At 39.1% G+C, this 17,636-nt stretch carries 18 protein-coding genes and 1 pseudogene; 6 read left to right on the plus strand and 13 right to left on the minus strand.

Annotated elements, in window-relative coordinates; translation table 11 throughout:
• Window positions 1-40: 40 nt before the first annotated feature.
• From K5G00_RS04980 to K5G00_RS05005, 6 genes are all read right to left on the minus strand, one after another.
• On the minus strand, window positions 41-514 hold the full coding sequence (locus tag K5G00_RS04980) for a hypothetical protein (RefSeq protein WP_238764696.1): 474 nt from the start codon (window positions 512-514) through the stop codon (window positions 41-43).
• A 46-nt stretch (window positions 515-560) separates the two neighbouring features.
• Entirely contained in the window at window positions 561-1,136 is a 576-nt protein-coding gene (locus K5G00_RS04985) for a flavodoxin family protein (protein WP_238764697.1), read from the minus strand.
• Between the two features lie 79 nt (window positions 1,137-1,215).
• On the minus strand, window positions 1,216-1,869 hold the full coding sequence (locus K5G00_RS04990) for a DUF4159 domain-containing protein (RefSeq protein WP_238764698.1): 654 nt from the start codon (window positions 1,867-1,869) through the stop codon (window positions 1,216-1,218).
• Between the two features lie 45 nt (window positions 1,870-1,914).
• Complete coding sequence (locus tag K5G00_RS04995) at window positions 1,915-2,616, minus strand: 16S rRNA (uracil(1498)-N(3))-methyltransferase (protein ID WP_238764700.1); 702 nt, start codon at window positions 2,614-2,616, stop codon at window positions 1,915-1,917.
• A gap of 93 nt (window positions 2,617-2,709) precedes the next feature.
• On the minus strand, window positions 2,710-3,723 hold the full coding sequence (locus tag K5G00_RS05000; protein WP_238764702.1) for a cytochrome d ubiquinol oxidase subunit II: 1,014 nt from the start codon (window positions 3,721-3,723) through the stop codon (window positions 2,710-2,712).
• Entirely contained in the window at window positions 3,720-5,027 is a 1,308-nt protein-coding gene (locus K5G00_RS05005) for a cytochrome ubiquinol oxidase subunit I (RefSeq protein WP_238764704.1), read from the minus strand. Before K5G00_RS05005 ends, K5G00_RS05000 begins: the two co-directional genes overlap by 4 nt.
• Window positions 5,028-5,372: 345 nt before the next feature.
• Between K5G00_RS05005 and K5G00_RS05010 the strand changes: the two genes are divergently transcribed.
• The 3 genes from K5G00_RS05010 to K5G00_RS05020 are packed head-to-tail and all read left to right on the plus strand — an operon-like array spanning window position 5,373 to window position 11,213.
• On the plus strand, window positions 5,373-6,812 hold the full coding sequence (locus K5G00_RS05010) for a TolC family protein (protein ID WP_238764708.1): 1,440 nt from the start codon (window positions 5,373-5,375) through the stop codon (window positions 6,810-6,812).
• 51 nt (window positions 6,813-6,863) lie between these two features.
• Complete coding sequence (locus K5G00_RS05015) at window positions 6,864-8,102, plus strand: efflux RND transporter periplasmic adaptor subunit (RefSeq protein ID WP_238764710.1); 1,239 nt, start codon at window positions 6,864-6,866, stop codon at window positions 8,100-8,102.
• Window positions 8,103-11,213 carry an efflux RND transporter permease subunit gene (locus tag K5G00_RS05020; protein ID WP_238764712.1) on the plus strand — a complete coding sequence of 1,037 codons (3,111 nt, stop codon included), beginning with the start codon at window positions 8,103-8,105 and terminating at the stop codon, window positions 11,211-11,213.
• A gap of 56 nt (window positions 11,214-11,269) precedes the next feature.
• Here K5G00_RS05020 and K5G00_RS05025 read toward each other — a convergent pair whose 3' ends face one another.
• Window positions 11,270-11,491, minus strand: coding sequence for a MotA/TolQ/ExbB proton channel family protein (locus tag K5G00_RS05025; protein ID WP_238764714.1), 222 nt, complete (start codon window positions 11,489-11,491; stop codon window positions 11,270-11,272).
• A gap of 597 nt (window positions 11,492-12,088) precedes the next feature.
• Between K5G00_RS05025 and K5G00_RS30150 the strand changes: the two are divergent.
• Window positions 12,089-12,250: pseudogene (locus tag K5G00_RS30150) on the plus strand (LytTR family transcriptional regulator DNA-binding domain-containing protein); the annotation flags it as partial.
• A 47-nt stretch (window positions 12,251-12,297) separates the two neighbouring features.
• Here the strand turns inward: K5G00_RS30150 and K5G00_RS05030 are convergent.
• Both K5G00_RS05030 and K5G00_RS05035 read right to left on the minus strand, forming a co-directional pair.
• Entirely contained in the window at window positions 12,298-12,792 is a 495-nt protein-coding gene (locus K5G00_RS05030; protein ID WP_238764716.1) for a SixA phosphatase family protein, read from the minus strand.
• Window positions 12,793-12,804: 12 nt separating this feature from the next.
• Window positions 12,805-13,083 (minus strand): putative quinol monooxygenase, encoded by a 279-nt coding sequence (locus K5G00_RS05035; RefSeq protein WP_238764718.1) that lies wholly within the window; start codon window positions 13,081-13,083, stop codon window positions 12,805-12,807.
• A gap of 84 nt (window positions 13,084-13,167) precedes the next feature.
• Between K5G00_RS05035 and K5G00_RS05040 the strand changes: the two genes are divergently transcribed.
• Window positions 13,168-13,683: a metallophosphoesterase family protein gene (locus K5G00_RS05040; RefSeq protein ID WP_238764720.1), complete on the plus strand. Its 516-nt coding sequence runs from the start codon at window positions 13,168-13,170 to the stop codon at window positions 13,681-13,683.
• Window positions 13,680-14,129, plus strand: coding sequence for a DUF1284 domain-containing protein (locus tag K5G00_RS05045; RefSeq protein WP_238764721.1), 450 nt, complete (start codon window positions 13,680-13,682; stop codon window positions 14,127-14,129). Before K5G00_RS05040 ends, K5G00_RS05045 begins: the two co-directional genes overlap by 4 nt.
• Here the strand turns inward: K5G00_RS05045 and K5G00_RS05050 are convergent, their stop codons facing one another.
• The 4 genes from K5G00_RS05050 to K5G00_RS05065 all read right to left on the minus strand — a co-directional run bounded on the left by K5G00_RS05050 (window position 14,130) and on the right by K5G00_RS05065 (window position 17,634).
• Window positions 14,130-14,795 (minus strand): phospholipase D-like domain-containing protein, encoded by a 666-nt coding sequence (locus tag K5G00_RS05050; RefSeq protein WP_238764722.1) that lies wholly within the window; start codon window positions 14,793-14,795, stop codon window positions 14,130-14,132.
• Window positions 14,792-15,637, minus strand: coding sequence for a 50S ribosomal protein L11 methyltransferase (gene prmA / locus K5G00_RS05055; protein WP_238764723.1), 846 nt, complete (start codon window positions 15,635-15,637; stop codon window positions 14,792-14,794). The genes K5G00_RS05050 and prmA overlap by 4 nt, the downstream gene beginning before the upstream one ends.
• 81 nt (window positions 15,638-15,718) lie before the next feature.
• On the minus strand, window positions 15,719-16,957 hold the full coding sequence (locus tag K5G00_RS05060) for a DUF4857 domain-containing protein (RefSeq protein WP_238764724.1): 1,239 nt from the start codon (window positions 16,955-16,957) through the stop codon (window positions 15,719-15,721).
• Between the two features lie 2 nt (window positions 16,958-16,959).
• Complete coding sequence (locus tag K5G00_RS05065) at window positions 16,960-17,634, minus strand: hypothetical protein (RefSeq protein WP_238764726.1); 675 nt, start codon at window positions 17,632-17,634, stop codon at window positions 16,960-16,962.
• Between the last annotated feature and the right edge of the window lie 2 nt (window positions 17,635-17,636).

Consider the following 17,636-nt stretch of genomic DNA (forward strand, 5'->3'; position numbering starts at 1 on the left):
TGGAAACTTAGTATATCTTCCATTCAGTACAGCTGATTATTTAGAAAATAAATCGCACGGAAATCGCAGCTTCATCGCCCCAGAACCCCTGATAACCAATAAGGTTTATTCCCGGTTTCCAATCCAAACTAATATTAAACGGAATGGACTCGATATTGTATTCTATTCCAAGTATTCCGTCGATTCCAACAACAGTATAGTTGTCTGAGTCGTCAAACCAGTAGTCGTTTTTTGTTCCGTCCCAAAAGCCGATATGACCACCAAAACCGTAATACCAGTTCAATCTCGGAGTATCAAATGCAATCGCGTGGATCTCGTACAAACCTGTTATATTAAAACCTTCCCAGCGACTGGCAAGAATTCCTTCCAGTGCAGCGTTGTCAGTTATAAAGTGTTTAACTGTCAGTCCGTTCGACGGTCCGCCACGAATACCGATACCGGTACTGTAATCCTGTGCGTGTGCTGCAAATGCTACTGAAATCATTATTGCAATCGCTAAAAGTATTTTTTTCATAATAATTGTTTTATATTTTGTTGATAACAGACAAATAAAAATCGGCTTAGTTGCAAACTTTTTCAAGTAACCAGGTCATGTTTTTTCCCAGCGTTTGTATTGTATTTAATCCCTCTTCATCCTTTAAAACATCACCTGGTTCCCGGCCAAAAGCAAAGTTCCAGTAGGATGAACCTGGTACAATCATTTGATTTATAAGGAAGAAATTGTTTACCGACTCAAATGCATGCAATGCTCCTCCGCGGCGCACGGCAATTACCGCCGCGCCAACTTTTCTTTTTAATAAATGACCATTTGCCCTTGTTACATAGCCGGCAACATCAATAAGCGCTTTTATTTCGGGAGTGATATCGGCAAAATAAACGGGAGAGCCAATGATAATTCCGTCAGCTTCTGTCATTTTTTCGATGCAGTAATTCAGGTGGTCATTTTTTATATGGCATTTTCCGTCCTTAATTTCTTTGCATTTCAAACAAGCAGTACAACCATGAACCGGTTTATTGCCCAGTTGAATCATTTCTGTTTCAACACTGTTTTCCTCAAGTACTTTAAATATTTCGTTGATTAAAAGTGCTGTGTTCCCTTTTTTTCTTGGACTTCCGTTAATTGCTACTACTTTCATTATTTAAAGTTAGGGTGTGATTATCTTGGAATAATCCTTACATAATCTTTTTATAATACAATATTAGTGGTTTTTTATATTATTGACCAAAAACATATGAGATAATGTTTGCACCCATTTTGAGTGCTTTTTCTCTTGTTTCGTAGGGATCGTTATGCACTGCTTCATCTTCCCAACCGTCGCCCAGGTCCGATTCATAAGTGTATAAACACACCATTCTGTCTTCGATAAACAATCCAAAAGCTTGTGGCCTTTTATTATCATGCTCATGAATTTTGGGTAAACCTTCATTAAAATTATATTTCTGGTGAAAGATTGAGTGGGAGGGGGGAAGTTCTATAAACTCTTTATCCGGAAATACTTTTTTCATTTCGCGGCGGAAATATTCATCAATTCCGTAGTTGTCATCGCAATGCAAGAATCCGCCTCCTTCAAGGTAAATTCTCAGATTGATGGCTTCGCTTTGAGAAAAAATCACATTTCCGTGACCGGTCATCTCCACGTAGGGATAATTAAAAATCTCGGGACTCCCAATTTCAACTGTCGAGGGTTCGGGATTAATGTTTGTATTTAGATTTTGATTGCAGAATTCAATTAAATTAGGTAATGCAGTTGGATCGGAATACCAGTCACCTCCACCATTGTATTTTGCCAAAGCAATTTTTACTGCCTGATTTTGTCCCGAAGCAGAAAGAATAAAAACAACAAAAATAAAACTAAGAAAGTTTTTCATGGTTCTGTTTTTCCGAAAAATACAATTCATTGTCAAATATAAAAACTATTCGTTTGCCAGATTTACAATATGACAGGCTACCACGCCGGCTGTTTCAGTTCTCAAACGCGACTTTCCCAACGAAATTTCGTGAAAACCCTTACTTTTTGCAAAATTCACTTCTTCCTGACTAAAATCTCCTTCCGGTCCGATTAAAATTAACGCATCATGGTTTTTATGAATTATATTTTTCAGATGAGGTTTTTCCCCATCGTTACAATGTGCAATAAATTTGTTTTCAATAGTCGTATCTGAAGCCAGCTCTGTAAATGAAGTAATTTCATTTAGAACAGGAAGATATGTTTTTACGGATTGTTTTATTGCCGAAACCAGTATTTTATTTAATCGGTCCGGCTTTATCACTTTTCGCTCTGAGTGTTCAGAAAGAATTGGCGTTATCTCGTCGATGCCTATTTCTGTTGCTTTTTCAAGAAACCATTCAAAGCGGTCGATGTTTTTTGTGGGAGCTATGGCAATGTGAAGTTTATAATTCTTTTTTCCCAATTCTTTGGTGGCATTCAAAACAGAAATTTTGCAGCATTTGGGATTATCATCCTGGATTTCTCCTTCGTAAAATCCTCCTTTCCCGTCGATAATTTGGATTAAATCACCCTTTGAAAGACGCAGTACCCTGACTGCATGTTTTGACTCCGATTGATCGAGCGTTACCGTATTTCCTGAAATTTTGGGTATATAAAAAAGTTGCATTTATTTAGCATTTTAAACCGTTCACAAAATTACACAATTATGGTTTGAACTTTAATAAAAGCAGAATAAACTATAAAAATCCCAACTGTATTTTTATATCGATTCGGAAGAAGATTGTTTATCAAACTTGAATGTTTTGTATAAATAAGCCATTGACGGCAGAATAATAAGTACTCCAACCACAAGCGCAATGAGTAAATAAAATTGCACCTGTTCAGGAGCACTCGAGTTTTGAAGTGTAATATCATCGCCGCTACTAACTTTTACCAAAACAGGAAATTGTATAGCAAACCAACCAGTTACAATCATGGTGGTTTGAAAACCCCCGATGATTCGAAGCATGTTGCGCTTATTTTTATTCAGGTTAATCCAAAGCAAAGGCAATGCTATGGTTGCAAGCACTATACTTCCTAGACTCACAGGCGAGTGGTAAAATTCATAAAAAAGCGGATGTCCGCTAATTTCAGCTGCAATAAAAACCATTGCTCCAACAATAACCAAAGCGATAATTAAACGTTTGGCAATGCGCGAGAAATAGCGGATATATTTTTCTTCTTTTAGCTCGCTAACTGTAAAGATTCCGGCCAGAAATGCAAAAAGCAAAACAAGAAATAAGCCCATACTCATTGAAAACCAGTTTAACCAGGGGTGCACGTATACTTTGTAGAAACCATCCTGGTAATCGAGAGAGATGTTTCCGAGAATAACGCCACCCAATGTAACACCCAGGAAAAATGTGGTAAACAGACTTGAATACTGAAAGATTGTTGAATAAATGGCTTTGGGAGTAGCTTCGTCAATATCGTAATGGCGAAACGTAAATGCCGATCCACGCAGAATTATGCCCAATAAAACCAGCAAAACCGGGATGTGTAACGCAGTTAAAATGGTAGAATAAACAGGTGGAAAACCAACAAATAGAATTACCACTACCAAAATCAGCCAAACGTGGTTGGCTTCCCACACTGGCGCAATGGCTCGTGAAACAATCCCTGATGCTTTTCCTTTGGTGAGAAGTTCCAGAATTCCACCGCCAAAATCAGCTCCCCCCAGTAACACATACAACAACAGACTAATTACAAGAATGGAAAAGTTTATTTCGGTCATTTGGATAAATATTTTGATTGTAATACTTTAATTTGACGGCTTAGAAGCCAGGTAACGATAAAACTAAGCAGAAGATAAACTGCTGATATGGTATAGAACGTATATTGAATTCCCGGCATTGGAGTGAGCGAATCTTTGGTTTTCATAATTCCGTATATAATCCATGGTTGTCTGCCTACTTCGGTTACAATCCAGCCTGCTTCAATAGCAATAAAACCCAGAGGCGTTGCCAGGATCAATATTTTTAGCCACCATTTTTTTTCCTGCCAGTGTTTCCATTTGAATGAAGCAGCCCAGAAAATAAAAGCAATCAACATTAGAAACATCCCAATACCAACCATTAGCTGGAAAGAATAGTGTGTAATGGGAACCGGTGGCCACTCTTCTTCGGGAAACTCTTCAAGTCCTTTTACTTCTGCATTAAAATCGCCGTGAGCCAGGAAGCTCAAAAATCCGGGAAGCTTAATTGCATATTTTACTTCGCGTTTTTCAACATCGGGAATCCCGCCAATAATAAGCGGAGCTTTTTCCTGTGTTTCAAAGTGCGATTCAAAGGCAGCGAGTTTGGCAGGTTGAAGCTTCGCCACATTTTTTGCAGCCAAATCACCGCTGAGTGGCTGCAACACAGCTGCAACTGATGCAAATGCCAGCGCAATTGTAATGGCTTTGGCATGTATCTCCAATTTGTTTTTTAAGTAAAGCATTGCATGAACACCAGCCACCGCAAAACCAGTAGCTGAAAATGCGGCAATGGTCATGTGGTGCGCCTGCGAAAACCAGGCCTTATTAAACATTGCCTTTACCGGGTCAATATTTTCTGCCTGGCCGTTTACCCAATCGAAACCTGAGGGGGCGTTCATCCATGCGTTTGCGGAAACAACAAAAATTCCTGAGAGAACACCTGCAATTCCTACAACCATTCCGGTATAAAGATGTACCCATTTATTTAGTCTTTTCCAGCCATAGAGGAAAAGTCCGAGCGCGATGGCTTCAAGGAAAAATGCTGTCCCTTCCCACGAAAAAGGCATCCCGAAAATGGGACCTGCATGCTCCATAAATGTGGGCCACAGCATACCCAATTCAAATGATAAAACGGTTCCTGAAACCGCTCCGACAGCAAAAAAAATGGCAACACCTTTTGCCCAGGCTTTTGCTAAATCAAGATATACCGGATTATTCGTTCGTAGCCATTTCCATTCGGCCACAAACATAAACCACGGCATAACCATACCAATACAGGCGAAAATAATGTGAAATCCCAACGAAACCGCCATTTGCATGCGGGCGGCCATAAATGCATCCATATCTGTTTTCAGTTTTGAACATTGTACTTAAATAATCATTTATTTCAACACGCAAAACAGGTTTCGGTTTGATGGAATTTTACAAAACCGAAAACTGTTTTTGCAATCATTTGATGTGAAGGATTTTAATTCAATTGTTTTCAAATGATTTTATCGAAGGTGATATCCTGTTTCTTTTATCAATAAAAATTTTCCTTCATAAATGCTTGTCTTTTTTCTTAAATGAAAAACAAACTGTTTTTAACTTTTTCCCGCTGAAATCAGGGAAATGATATATGAACCACCTTTTATTTTTCTTGTTAAATATTAATAGTTATTGTTTAGCAGTAGGTTAACAGTTTATGTATGAGGAGAAGACATTTGACAAACTTAAAAAGTATGGTGTTTTTAAAAAGTGTTTCCGGCTTTTTAAAGTTGAGTTTGATAACAGCCATTACTGTTGGGATTTTTTCCTGTTCTCCAAAGACGGCCGAAGTATTGCTTCCTGTAGCACCACCAGATGATTTTTCTCGGTCGGGTGATTTCCCTGCTCCAGATAAATGGTGGCTTGCGTTCAATAATGAGCGTTTAAATATTTTGGTTGACAGTGCACTTATCACAAACTTTTCACTAAATTCTGCCTGGCAAAGATTTCGGGCTTCACAAGCCATTTTAAAACGTGAATCATCTGCATTGTTCCCGAATTTGAGCGGTTCAGCAGATGCAGAAGTCAACAACCGGCAGTCAGAATTTCAGCAGAGTCAAAGATTTCGTCTTGGGTTGTATTCTGAATATGAGATAGATTTATGGGGGCGAATTGGTGCAGGAATTGAGGCTCAGCAACTGAGAACCGAAGCTGCATTCGCTGATTATCAAACTTCGGCGCTTGTTATTTCGGCTGAGATTGTTAGGGCATATTTTCAATTGCTGGAGGCAAACAACCAGCTGGAACTTGCAAAAGAGCAGGTTGAAATTAATGAAAAGATGCTCCGGCTGATAAAAGTTAGGTTTGGCAGTGGACAAGTAAGGAGTGTTGATATTTTGCGGCAGCTGCAGTTGCTTGAAGCTACCAGGGAGCAGCAGATTCATGCCGAATCGCGTGTGGAAGTTTTGGAACATCAACTTGCTGTTTTGCTTGGGAAAACTCCACAGGAAGCTCCGCTATATGAAGTTGAAGTTTTGCCGAAACTCCCTCCACTTCCTGAAACCGGAATTCCCTCTGAACTAATTGACAGGCGTCCCGACATACGTTCATCGTTTAAGGAGCTGTTGGCAGCCGACCGTGATTTGGCAATGGCCATAAGTAATCGGTATCCGCGAATTACATTGTCTGCTTCGGTTTCAACAGCAGCGTATGATGTCGAGGATTTATTTCAGGACTGGGGGCGTTCATTAGCCGGAAATCTTCTGGCACCTATTTTTCAGGGAAAAGAATTAAATGCTGAGGTTGATCGGGCAGAAGCATTAAAAAGACAACGTCTTTATGAATATGGTGAGACGATACTAAATGCTTTCAGAGAAGTCGAGGATGCCTTGATCCAGGAGGCCAAACAGGCTGAAAGCATCCAAAGTCTGGAGAAACAGGTTGAAATGACAGTAAAAACCAACGAGCAACTTCGACTGGAATATTTGAATGGAATGAGTAATTACCTTGATGTACTTACCGCTTTGCATGATGAACAGCAACTCAGGCGTGACTTGTTGAGTGCGAAGCTTATGCTTATTGAATACCGGATTGCCCTGTATCGATCGCTTGCGGGTGGTTTTGAAACAGAAAGGCAGTTTGATGGTTTGCTTGACATTTAAACATGAATTTGATGTATGACAAATAGTTCAAAAAGGTTAAATAAAAAAAACATGAATTGGAAGAAAACGCTTCTGATTAGTCTGGCAATTTTAATTGTGGCAGCTGCGGTTACTTTTGTCATATTTAGGACGGAGCCAACAGCAAAAATTGGCGGAGCTACAAAAGAAACAGCGATGCTTGTCGATGTTGTGCGCGTAACCCGTGGAAATTATGAGCCTACGATTGTTACAACGGGTACAGTGGTTCCCTCTAAAGATATTTCTTTAAGTCCGCGAGTGAGTGGCGAGGTTGTCTATATTTCCGAGAATTTTACTCCCGGTGGTTTTGTGCGGAAAGGAGAAACTTTGCTCCAAATAGATCCTTCTGACTACAGAAATGCACTTCAGCTTCGCGAAAGTGAACTGTTACAAGCCGAAGCTGATTTAAATATTGAAATGGGGCGGCAAAATGTAGCTTTAAAAGATTATCAGTTACTTGAAAACGAATTTGACCTAGAAGATAAATCACTGGTGCTTCGGGAACCTCAATTGAAAGCAGCAAGGTCAAAGGTAGCAGCAGGCAATGCCGCGGTAAATCAGACAAATCTCGATCTGCAACGCACAACTTTAAAGGCGCCTTTTAACGCACATATATTAAGCAGAAATGTAAATACCGGCTCACAGGTTTCTCCGGGGCAGGATTTAGGACGTTTGGTTGGTCAGGATGTATATTGGATTGAAATTACAGTGCCGCTTGCCAGATTGAAGTGGCTTTCTTTTCCTGATTCCGAAACAAAAAAAGGAGCTTCGGTGAAAATTCGTCATCGTTCCTCTCAGGATGAAGAATGGCGGGAAGGAAATCTTTTTAAAATGATCGGTTCACTGGAAGGGCAGACAAGGATGGCCAGAATTCTTGCCGAAGTGGAAGATCCGCTTGCGACGGTAGCAGATACACTAAAAAAAACGCCACTGATTTTAGGGTCGTTTGTTGAAGCTGGTATCCGCGCTGATGAAATTAAAAATGTTTTCCGTTTAAGCCGCGATTACGTTAGGACAAACGAAACGGTTTGGGTGATGGTTAACGAAAAATTACAAATTCGCGACGTAGATATTGTTTTTCAGGACGCAGAATATGCCTATGTCGTTTCAGGCTTAAATGATAACGAAAAAGTAGTTACCACTAATCTTTCAACGGTTACCGAAGGTGTAAGTTTACGTATTGAAAGTTCACATGCAGAAAAAACAGGCGAATCAAATTCCGAAGAAAGTGTTGCTGAATTTCTGAAAAAGAGTGAGGAAGGAGTAAATTAGATGAGCAAGCCGAAGTCAAGTAAAAAGCGAAAAAAGTGGAAAGGACCGATTGATTACATGGCCCGCAACTCGGTTGCCGCCAATTTGTTGATGATTATTTTACTCGGAGGCGGCGTGTGGACAATGATTAACATTCAGAAAGAAGTTTTCCCACAATATCAGCTTGATATAGTTGAGGTGAGCGTTGTTTATCCAGGAGCTGCTCCTGCCGAGGTCGAGAAAGGGATTCTAATGCCTGTGGAGGAGGCAGTGAGGGGAATTCAGGGAATAAAAGAGATTACTTCAACAGCGCGTGAAGGATCTGGTAATGTGTTGATTGAGCTGGTTGCCGGTATCAACAGAATGAAAGCGTTTCAGGAAATTGATCAGGCGGTGAACCGTATTCGAACTTTCCCCGACGATATTGAAGAGCCGGAAGTTCAGCTTCAAACAGAACAACGGGAAGTAATGGAACTGGTTTTATACGGGAATGTGGATATCTGGACACTTCGCATTTTAGCTGAACAATTACGTGACAGGCTTTTAAATAATGAAGAAATTACGCAAATCGATATTGGAAATGTTCCTGATTATATAACACATATTGAAATCCCCAGACATAAACTTCGCGAATATAATTTGACATTAAGTGATATTTCAAGACTGATTTTTGAATCGAGTGAAGATATTCCTGCCGGTGCAATTGAAACCAACTCAGGCGAAATCCTGCTGCGGATGAAAGAGCGAAAACAATGGGCGGAAGAATTTAGCAGAATAGAAGTTATTCCCTCTCAAACAGGATCTTCTGTAACACTCGCAGACTTGGCAGATATCTCCGACGGATTTGAAGAAACCGGGTTTCACGGGCAGTTTAACAAACAGCCGTCAGTTAGTATTCAGGTGTATAGAGTAGGGAAACAGTCTCCCCTTAATATTGAATCTGCGGTAAAAGATATCGTTACTGATTTTCAAAATACACTTCCTCCCGGCGTAAACTACAGAATTGGCAGTAATCAGGCAGAAGACTATCGGGAGAGACTATCGCTTCTTACCGAGAACGGTTTGCTGGCTATAATAATTGTTTTTTTCATTCTTTCTCTTTTTCTCGATTTTCGCCTGGCTTTTTGGGTGATGATGGGGATGACCATCTCCTTTGTAGGTGGGATTGTTTTTTTACCAGCTGCAGGAATCAGTATCAATATGATTTCGATGTTTGGTTTTCTTGTTGTGTTGGGCATTGTGGTTGACGACGCTGTGATTGTGGGCGAAAATATTTACGAATACCGGCAAAAAGGAATGGGGTTTATGAAAGCTGCAATAAAAGGGACAAAGGATATTGCCCGGCCCGTGGTTTTTAGTATTCTTACAAACATTATCGCATTTATTCCGCTTTTGTTTATTCCCGGAACAACAGGCAAATTTTGGTGGCCTTTGCCTGCAGTAGTCATTATTGTGTTAGTCGTTTCCTTAATGGAAGCGTTGTTTATATTACCTGCTCACCTGGGACACGTTTCAAAAAATAAATCATTTAAATTAAGATTTATTGGCTTTTTGGAAAAAGGACAACGTTCTTTTGCCCGTGGTTTTGAAAAGTTTGTGAATAAATATTATAATCCTTTTCTAAAAATTAGTTTACAAAATCGTTATATAACTCTTAGTATTGCAATTGCGCTGTTTATAGTTGTTGGAGGATATGGCTACAGTGACCATATGGGAATAATAATGATGCCGGAAGTGGCGGCTGATGAGATTGAGGCAGGGGTCCGTCTTCCGGTAAGTACAACAGTCGACCAGGCAGCAAAAGTGGCGCAGGAAATCACAGAGTCGACACAGCGAATGTTTGATGAGCATAATCTCTATGAAGTTGCTGACGGTATAAAAACAAATGTACGGGGCCAGAATTTTATAGATGTTGAAATTGTATTAAAACCACCGGATCAAAGGGACATGAGTGCGCAGGAAGTAATAACATTGTGGCGCGATGAAATTGGAGATATTGAGGGGGTTGATCAAATTACTTTTGAAGCTGAAAGAGGACCGGGCGGCGCTCAGCAGGATATTAGTGTAGATTTAAGCCACGCAGACATTGAAGTGCTTGAGAAAGCAAGCCAGGCTTTTTTTGAACGAATGGAAGCGTTTGAAGCGACCCGCGATATTAGTGATAATTATAACAAGGGGAAAACACAGTTTGACTTTGAACTTTTGCCGGAAGGACGAAGCCTGGGGTTAACTCCCACGGAAGTCGGACGGCAAATCAGAAATGCATTTTATGGCGCACTTTCTATGAGACAGCTTCGCGGAACAAATGAGATTGAAGTTCGCGTGAAGTTACCTTTGGAAGAGAGGAAGGACATTTATCACCTGGAGAATCTGATGATTCGCACAGCCAACGGAACAGAAGTACCTTTGCTTGAAGTGGTTAGTATTGAACAGGGTGAAGCATTTACGTCCATCAATCGACGCGATGGAAGGAGAGTGGTAAATGTTGGAATGGATGTTGAACCCGCCAATGCTGTAACAAGAGTTTTGAACTCAATAAAAGGCGAGGTACTTCCTCAGTTAAGAAATGATTTTCCGGGTATTACCTGGACATTTCAGGGTAGCCAGGCCGAAATGCGGGAGTCGACGCAGGTATTATGGGGCGGATTCACAATGGCCATGTTGGTAATGTATGCTTTACTTGCTATTGCTTTTGGAAATTATGTTCAACCGCTAATTGTAATGACAGCTATTCCCTTTGGAGTTATAGGCGCTGTTATAGGTCACATTTTGTTAGGATACGATTTGTCGTTAATCAGTCTGATGGGAGTTATTGCTCTTTCAGGTGTAGTGGTAAACGACTCGCTTATTATGGTCGATTATGCAAATCGAAGACGGGGGGCACTGGCTGTTTTCGACGCGATACACGAAGCCGGACTGCGACGTTTCAGACCAATTATTTTAACCACATTTACAACTTTTGGTGGCCTTACACCTATAATTCTTGAAACATCGCGGCAGGCTTATTATCTTATCCCAATGGCTATTTCTTTGGGATTTGGGATTGTTTTTGCAACAAGTATTATTTTGATTCTTGTCCCTTCACTCTATATGATTTTGGAAGATTTACGTTCTTTGTTTAAATTCAGGTAGCTAATTTAATAGCTACTTCTGCTGTGTTTTTTTACTTAAAACGTAGTCAAAATAACTCAAATTATCAGAGAAAGCATAAAGATAATTGTTCCGTAAATGGTTGTGAGCATGGAAAATTTTAATCCTGCAGCTAACAAAGTTTGCGAAACTCTTTCGGTTTGTTTTATCGACGCAAATGCCGAATAAAGCCCTATTAGTTGACCAAGAATACAGGTAATTAATACAAATGAGCCAATCGTTCTGATATGTTTTAATCTAGAACCTGTTTTTTGTACCAATTTCTTTTTTGAAATTACCGGCAGAAAATGGTAAATGGCCACGCCAGCATGATGATTAAAACTATTGTCAAAAATCCCTTTAAAAAAGTGCCACCCATGTAAAATAAATCTTTCGTAGTTTAAAAATTATAATATTAATTTGTTTTTCAAATTTAGTGCTGGAATAAGGAAAACTCCACGGTAGAATCCGGTTCTAAAACCGTTGTTTACCGACTAAAGTTCCTGAATCGGTTTTTTTTTAACGAAATTCGAATTGTTTCGCTCTACCTTCAAATTCTGGTGATCATCTTGTCTTTTATATAACTGGCCAATTTTAATCTGGAAGAAATGGAACCTAACTCAATGAATGATATTGTTTTTTTGGCGCTTTTAATGTATATGGTAGTTTTTGTGGGGGTGTTTGGGGTAATGTTGCAACAGTTAACCAAAAGGCGGAAAGAAATTGAACACTATAGAAAAGAGAGGAAAAAAAGGATTGGCCGTTTCTTGAATTGGCATAGAACAGGCAACTGGTCAGAATTCATTTTGATGATATAAATTATAGCGAAAGTCTTTCCGATTATATAAAAGTTCATTCAGTAAGCCAGAGAGGTTACCAGTAAGGAAAAAATAAGTGCCTTAGCAGAAAAGTTACCAGGGCTGTTTTTGCGGATTCACCGGTCGTTTATCGTTAACAAAGAAAAGATAACCTGTTTTAACATCGGCGAGGTGGAATTAAATGATGTTCTCCTTATTATACGGAGAAGTTACAAACAATAGGTTCTTCCTCTGCTAAAAGTTTACAACTGACTTGTGGCATTAAATTATTATTTGAACGCCCTGGGAACCAGGTGGAAGGCCTTTTTCCCCATCCGGGCTTCTGTTTTTTTCCACGAATCAATATCAAAGTCAATTCCAACTGTGGAGCAGGTGGGCATGTCTCCTCCAAAAGATTGCAGCAGGTTACTCGCGAAATAATGAAATCCCGGATTGTGACCAAAAAAGAAAACCGTTTCCGCATTTTCCGGCAGCTTTTTTATCATCTCCAGAAATTCAGAAGTAGTTTGTCCGTCATAAATATTTTTAACCTTAAGAATATCTTTACGGTTGAAACCCAAATTATCGGCGAAGATTCGGGCGGTTTTAATAGCACGCTTTGCCGGACTCGAAATCATAACATCGGGCACTATTCCCTTTCTTTTCAGATCCCCACTCACCAGTTTTGCATCATTTTTTCCACGTTCTTTTAAGTCGCGGTTAAAATCATCATCGTAACCGTAGGGAACTGATTTTGCATGACGGACAATAACTACTCGTTTCATAAAAAATAGTGTTTAAACTGGCTGGTAAATATCTATTTCAGCATCAGCAATTTCAACAATTTTAGGAACAATCGTGGTAAAATGGCCCGAACTATTGTGCTCATCAATAGCGGCCTGGTTTTTCCACTTTTCAATAATGCAATAAGTTAATGCTTTTTCTGCATGTTTGTGCAAAATGTATTCAATACAACCTTCTTCGGATCGCGAAGCTTCACCCAATTCACTTACCAAACTCATAAATTTATCTTCTTCTCCTTTGTTTACTGTAAATTTTGCTACAATAGAAATCATAATGTGGTTTTTAAATTTTTCCTGTTTATTGTGAACAAAATTACCGTAATTTACCCTTTTTTAAGGCGAAAATGTAATCTTTTTATGAAAAGAATCGGACTCCTTTCTGATACTCATGGTTTTATACATCCACGGTTATTTGCGTTTTTTGAAAATGTAGATGAAATATGGCATAGCGGGGATTTCGGAAACATTGAAATTGCTGATCGTTTGGCTGATTTTAGGCCATTGAAGGGAGTGTATGGAAATATTGACGGGCAGGATGTTCGGGTAGTTTATCCGCTTCACGAGCGATTTAAGTGCGAAGATGTAAACGTTTGGATGACCCACATTGGTGGTTATCCTGGACGTTATGAAAAATATGTAATGCCCGAAATTTTCAGACATCCGCCTGATTTGTTTATCAGTGGACATTCACATATTTTAAAAGTGATGTTTGATAAGAAGTTAAATTTCCTGCATATGAATCCCGGAGCCGCCGGATTAAAAGGATTCCACAAGGTGTTAACCGCTTTGCGTTTTGTAGTTGACGGAAAAAATATGCGTGACCTCGAAATCTGGGAAATGGAAAAACCTAAAAAATTAGTCCATGAGTTATGAAAATTAAAATTCATCATTTTTTTGATATTATTCGTGATTTTGGCATCGCTAAAGAATTTAATCCGCATCCGTATAAACATTCCTATCATAAAGTAGCGGAAATAGTCTGGCAGCATCCTGAAACAGAAGTTGAGATTGTAGTTGGAGCTGACCATGTTTGTATGGGGTGTATTCATTTGGTGGAAACTTCCTGCAACGATATAATTACTCACCGGAAAGACTTTACGCTGAAAGAGGAGTTTAATAATTATTTGGATTCCCGGATTATTGAAGTTTGCGAAATTGATGTTTCAAAAAAATACAGTTTTAAATCGCTGCTACAGTTTTCAGAAGAATATGTCGAAAATATGAAGTTCATATATGAGGGGAACGACATTGCACACACGGCAAAGCGAAAAGAGAATGTGCAAAAAGGGCTGAAAATTTATTCAGCTAAAGTGCTGTAATCAAAGTTGAAACATCTCTTCCCAAAGACGGTTGAACTCGGTTTGGTATTGTTTAACAATATCAAAGTTAGAGGTTGCAAGTAAATTTTCCTGGTTATGTTTGGTAGCTGTGTAGGTCCAGTTGAAACTGCCGGTAATTACAATTCTGTTATCAATGATTCCGAATTTGTTGTGCATGTGATAGTGCGAATGGTCGGTTTTTATTTGAATGCCAGCCTTTTTTAATTTCATAATCACCGAGCCGTGATCCAAAATCTTCTCATCGTCAGTAATTATTCTGACCCGCATTTTTCGTTTTTGACAAGCCAGGATTTGTCGCGCCAGTTCGTAATCGGTAATCGTAAAAACACACAAGTCAACCGACAAACGCGCTTCCCGCAGCAGTTTCTCTATCGATTCTTTGATGCCGTTTCCGGGACTAAAAAAAACACGGTTAAAACTAAAACTATATTTGTCGATAATTTGAAAACATTTTTCCAACCACAAAATTATTTGTTCGGGAGATTTTGACGCTTCCAGAAATTTTGCCCGTTCAAAAAGTTGGTTTCGCAATTCTCCTCTTTCTTTCCGGTTGAGTTTGTTTATTTGCTGAATGATTTTCAGATGAGGCTTTTCGCTTTGCAGAGTGTCAAAATGAGTGACAAAATATTTTATGGCAGACTTCATTTTTCGATTTTGGTAAAGGCATGAGCAACCCAGTTGTTTTTTATTTTGTATCCAAAATCTTTTAACCCAAACTCCTCTGCCCGCTTTTTTATGGCCGGAATATCATCTTTATAAAAACCACTCAGGAACACTTTCCCTTTTGTGTTTAAACATCTTGAATATGCGGGAAGATCGGCCAGCAATACATTTCGTTGAATATTAGCGAAAATAAAATCGTAGGTATCTTCTCCCAACAAAGAAACGTCGCCGAGTTTTACTTCAATATTCTCAATCCGGTTTAACGTTGTGTTTTCCTGAGTTCCTTTAAACGACCATTCATCAATGTCAATCGCAGTGATATTTTTTGCGCCTTTCATCGAAGCAAGTATTCCAAGGATTCCGGTCCCGCAGCCCATGTCGAGAACAGTTTTATTTTTAACGTCATTTTCGAGGATATATTCCAACATCATAGATGTCGTTTCGTGGTTTCCGGTGCCAAAAGCCATGTTAGGTTCAATCACAATTTCATATTTGGCCTCAGGATAATCAGTATGGAAAGGTGCCCGAACAACGCATTCTTGTGCCACAATCAACGGTTTGAAATAGTTTTTCTCCCATTCTTCGTTCCAATTGCGGTCTTCAATTTTTTCAGAAAGAATTTCGAATTTAAAGTTTTCAGAAAACGGCTCCAGCACCCTTTTTACAGTTTCTTCCTGAAACAGGTTTTCAGGAAGAAAAGCTTCAAAGCCTGTTTCGGTATTTATAAAACTTTCAAAACCATTTTCGCCCAGCTGAGATGTTAATATATCACTCAGCCACTCTTCAAAAGGAGAAATATTTACGGTAACTTTCCGGTAATCCATTTTCGATTTATTTTTCGCGAAGGTATAAAAAAACAGCCACTCAATTTTGAATGACTGCTTTTTGATAATAGGTAATATTGATTAATCGAAAAATTTATTTGGAAAAATATTTACTGCCAGAAATCCAAAAATTCCTGAGACTCCGATAATGATAAAGTCAATAATATTTTTCTTTAATTCAAGATTCCTTTTTTTTATGATTACAAATTGTACTCCGATGAGAAGCCCACTTAACACCAACCAATACAGTGAGGAATTGAAAGTGGTGTAGAAGCGGATAAAATTTGAATCAGAATCGGTCATGCTGATTTGACCGGGGAAAAGTGCCTGAATAATTTTTCCTTCGCTCCTGTCTTCCCTTGCGGGCCAGGTTTCGTAGTAATCATTCACATTTTGATAGTTTGTGTCAAGGGCATACACTTTAACAAAGTCGTCGCCACTGACGATTATATTGTAATGAAATAAGTCGCTGTATATTCGGATTTGGTTTTTAGCCGGATCAATATTTTCTACGGGAAATTTTATGAGTTCATATTCATCTTGTGTAAGAATATACAGCTCATTATTTGTAGAAAACAAGTAGGCATAAAAATTTTTATTACGAAAATCGACACAACTGATGTATTTAAATTTCATTCCCCCGGGAAGCTTCACCTTTTCAACAAAAGGTTCCCCTTCTATCATTTTAATGTGAAAAAGCTGATCTTTTGAGTCAACCACCAGGTATCCCTCATCACAAGATTTTCGTGTGGTTGGAATTCCGTTTATCGATTTTGCCGGAAATTCAAAACCCCGGTTGTACAATACAGCTGAAAACATTTGGCTTTTTTCTTCCAAAATTTTGTTGGATTTGGCATCCACAAATTCCATTCTCCAGCTGATTCGGAAATAGTCTTCTGGCATTTCCAGGTTAGCCCTTCCCGATTCCGCTTCAAAAAGAGGAAACAGTTTTTGTGTCTGGCTGTCGAGGTCTTCGGGCTGTACTCGGAAGGTTGAACGGTTCATGCTGATTTCATGGGTGTCCATTTCCACTCCATTAATGGAATCGGGCATCGTGTTCGACATCAACAACTGCCTTACATATAGAAAGGGAAGTTTTTCTTCGTATTCCTCGCGTGTATAGTTATTTCCACGGGTGTCCTGACGCATCAGGCCATCTTCGCCTGACCGCTGAATCATAAAATCGTTTTCAATACAACTGTACATAACAAACGGAACCCTTATCGGTTTTGAAAAAGCCATCCAGTAGAGTTTGGGTATTCCGATAGAAAACCCGACAATGGCAATAACTACTAATATATATCTGCTTATTTTTACCATAATTACATTTCTCCTTTTCTAAAGCGGTATCCTGAAAATAGAAGTGAAATACTTAATACAACCGTAAATAATATGAGCAGAGGCAGTGCCGGAGCATAACCACCGGTTTCGGCCGATTCCAGATAAATAGGTACAAAGGCCCCTGCAACAATAATATACATAAAACGGTATTTCCACACTGGTTCCAACACAATAAGGGCTACCAAAAAATAAACAACAAATCCGCACAGAAACCAGGGCGCGGTAGAAACCAAGGTTGCAATGATGATTTCAGAAGGGAAAAACAAGAGGCTTAAAGACGTAAACAATAAGAACATAATTACATCTATGGCCAGCAGGCAAATTGTACCAAAGAGCATCATCATCAGCAGCACTTTGTTTTCATTCAAAGGCAAATGAAAAGTCAATTTTATTCGTTTGTTTACAGTTTCCGGAAAATATTGAGCAACAGCAACCGCCAGTGCCCCAAGTACTGGAATAAATTTGAAAAGCCCGTAGCCAAAGAACTGGTATCCCTGAAAAAGAATAAAGTACCAGTAGTTGGTAGCTTCGTTAAAAACCAAATCGTGTTGTACTTTTAGAAAAATATTCCCAACGGCCAGTATTCCCAAACCGCCAAATATTATGGCTACCCATCGGATTTTTAGCCATTCTTTATATATCACTGATTTCCACATAT

It is taken from the genome of Maribellus maritimus, assembly GCF_022267315.1.
GTDB classification, from domain to species: Bacteria; Bacteroidota; Bacteroidia; order Bacteroidales; family Prolixibacteraceae; genus Draconibacterium; species Draconibacterium maritimum.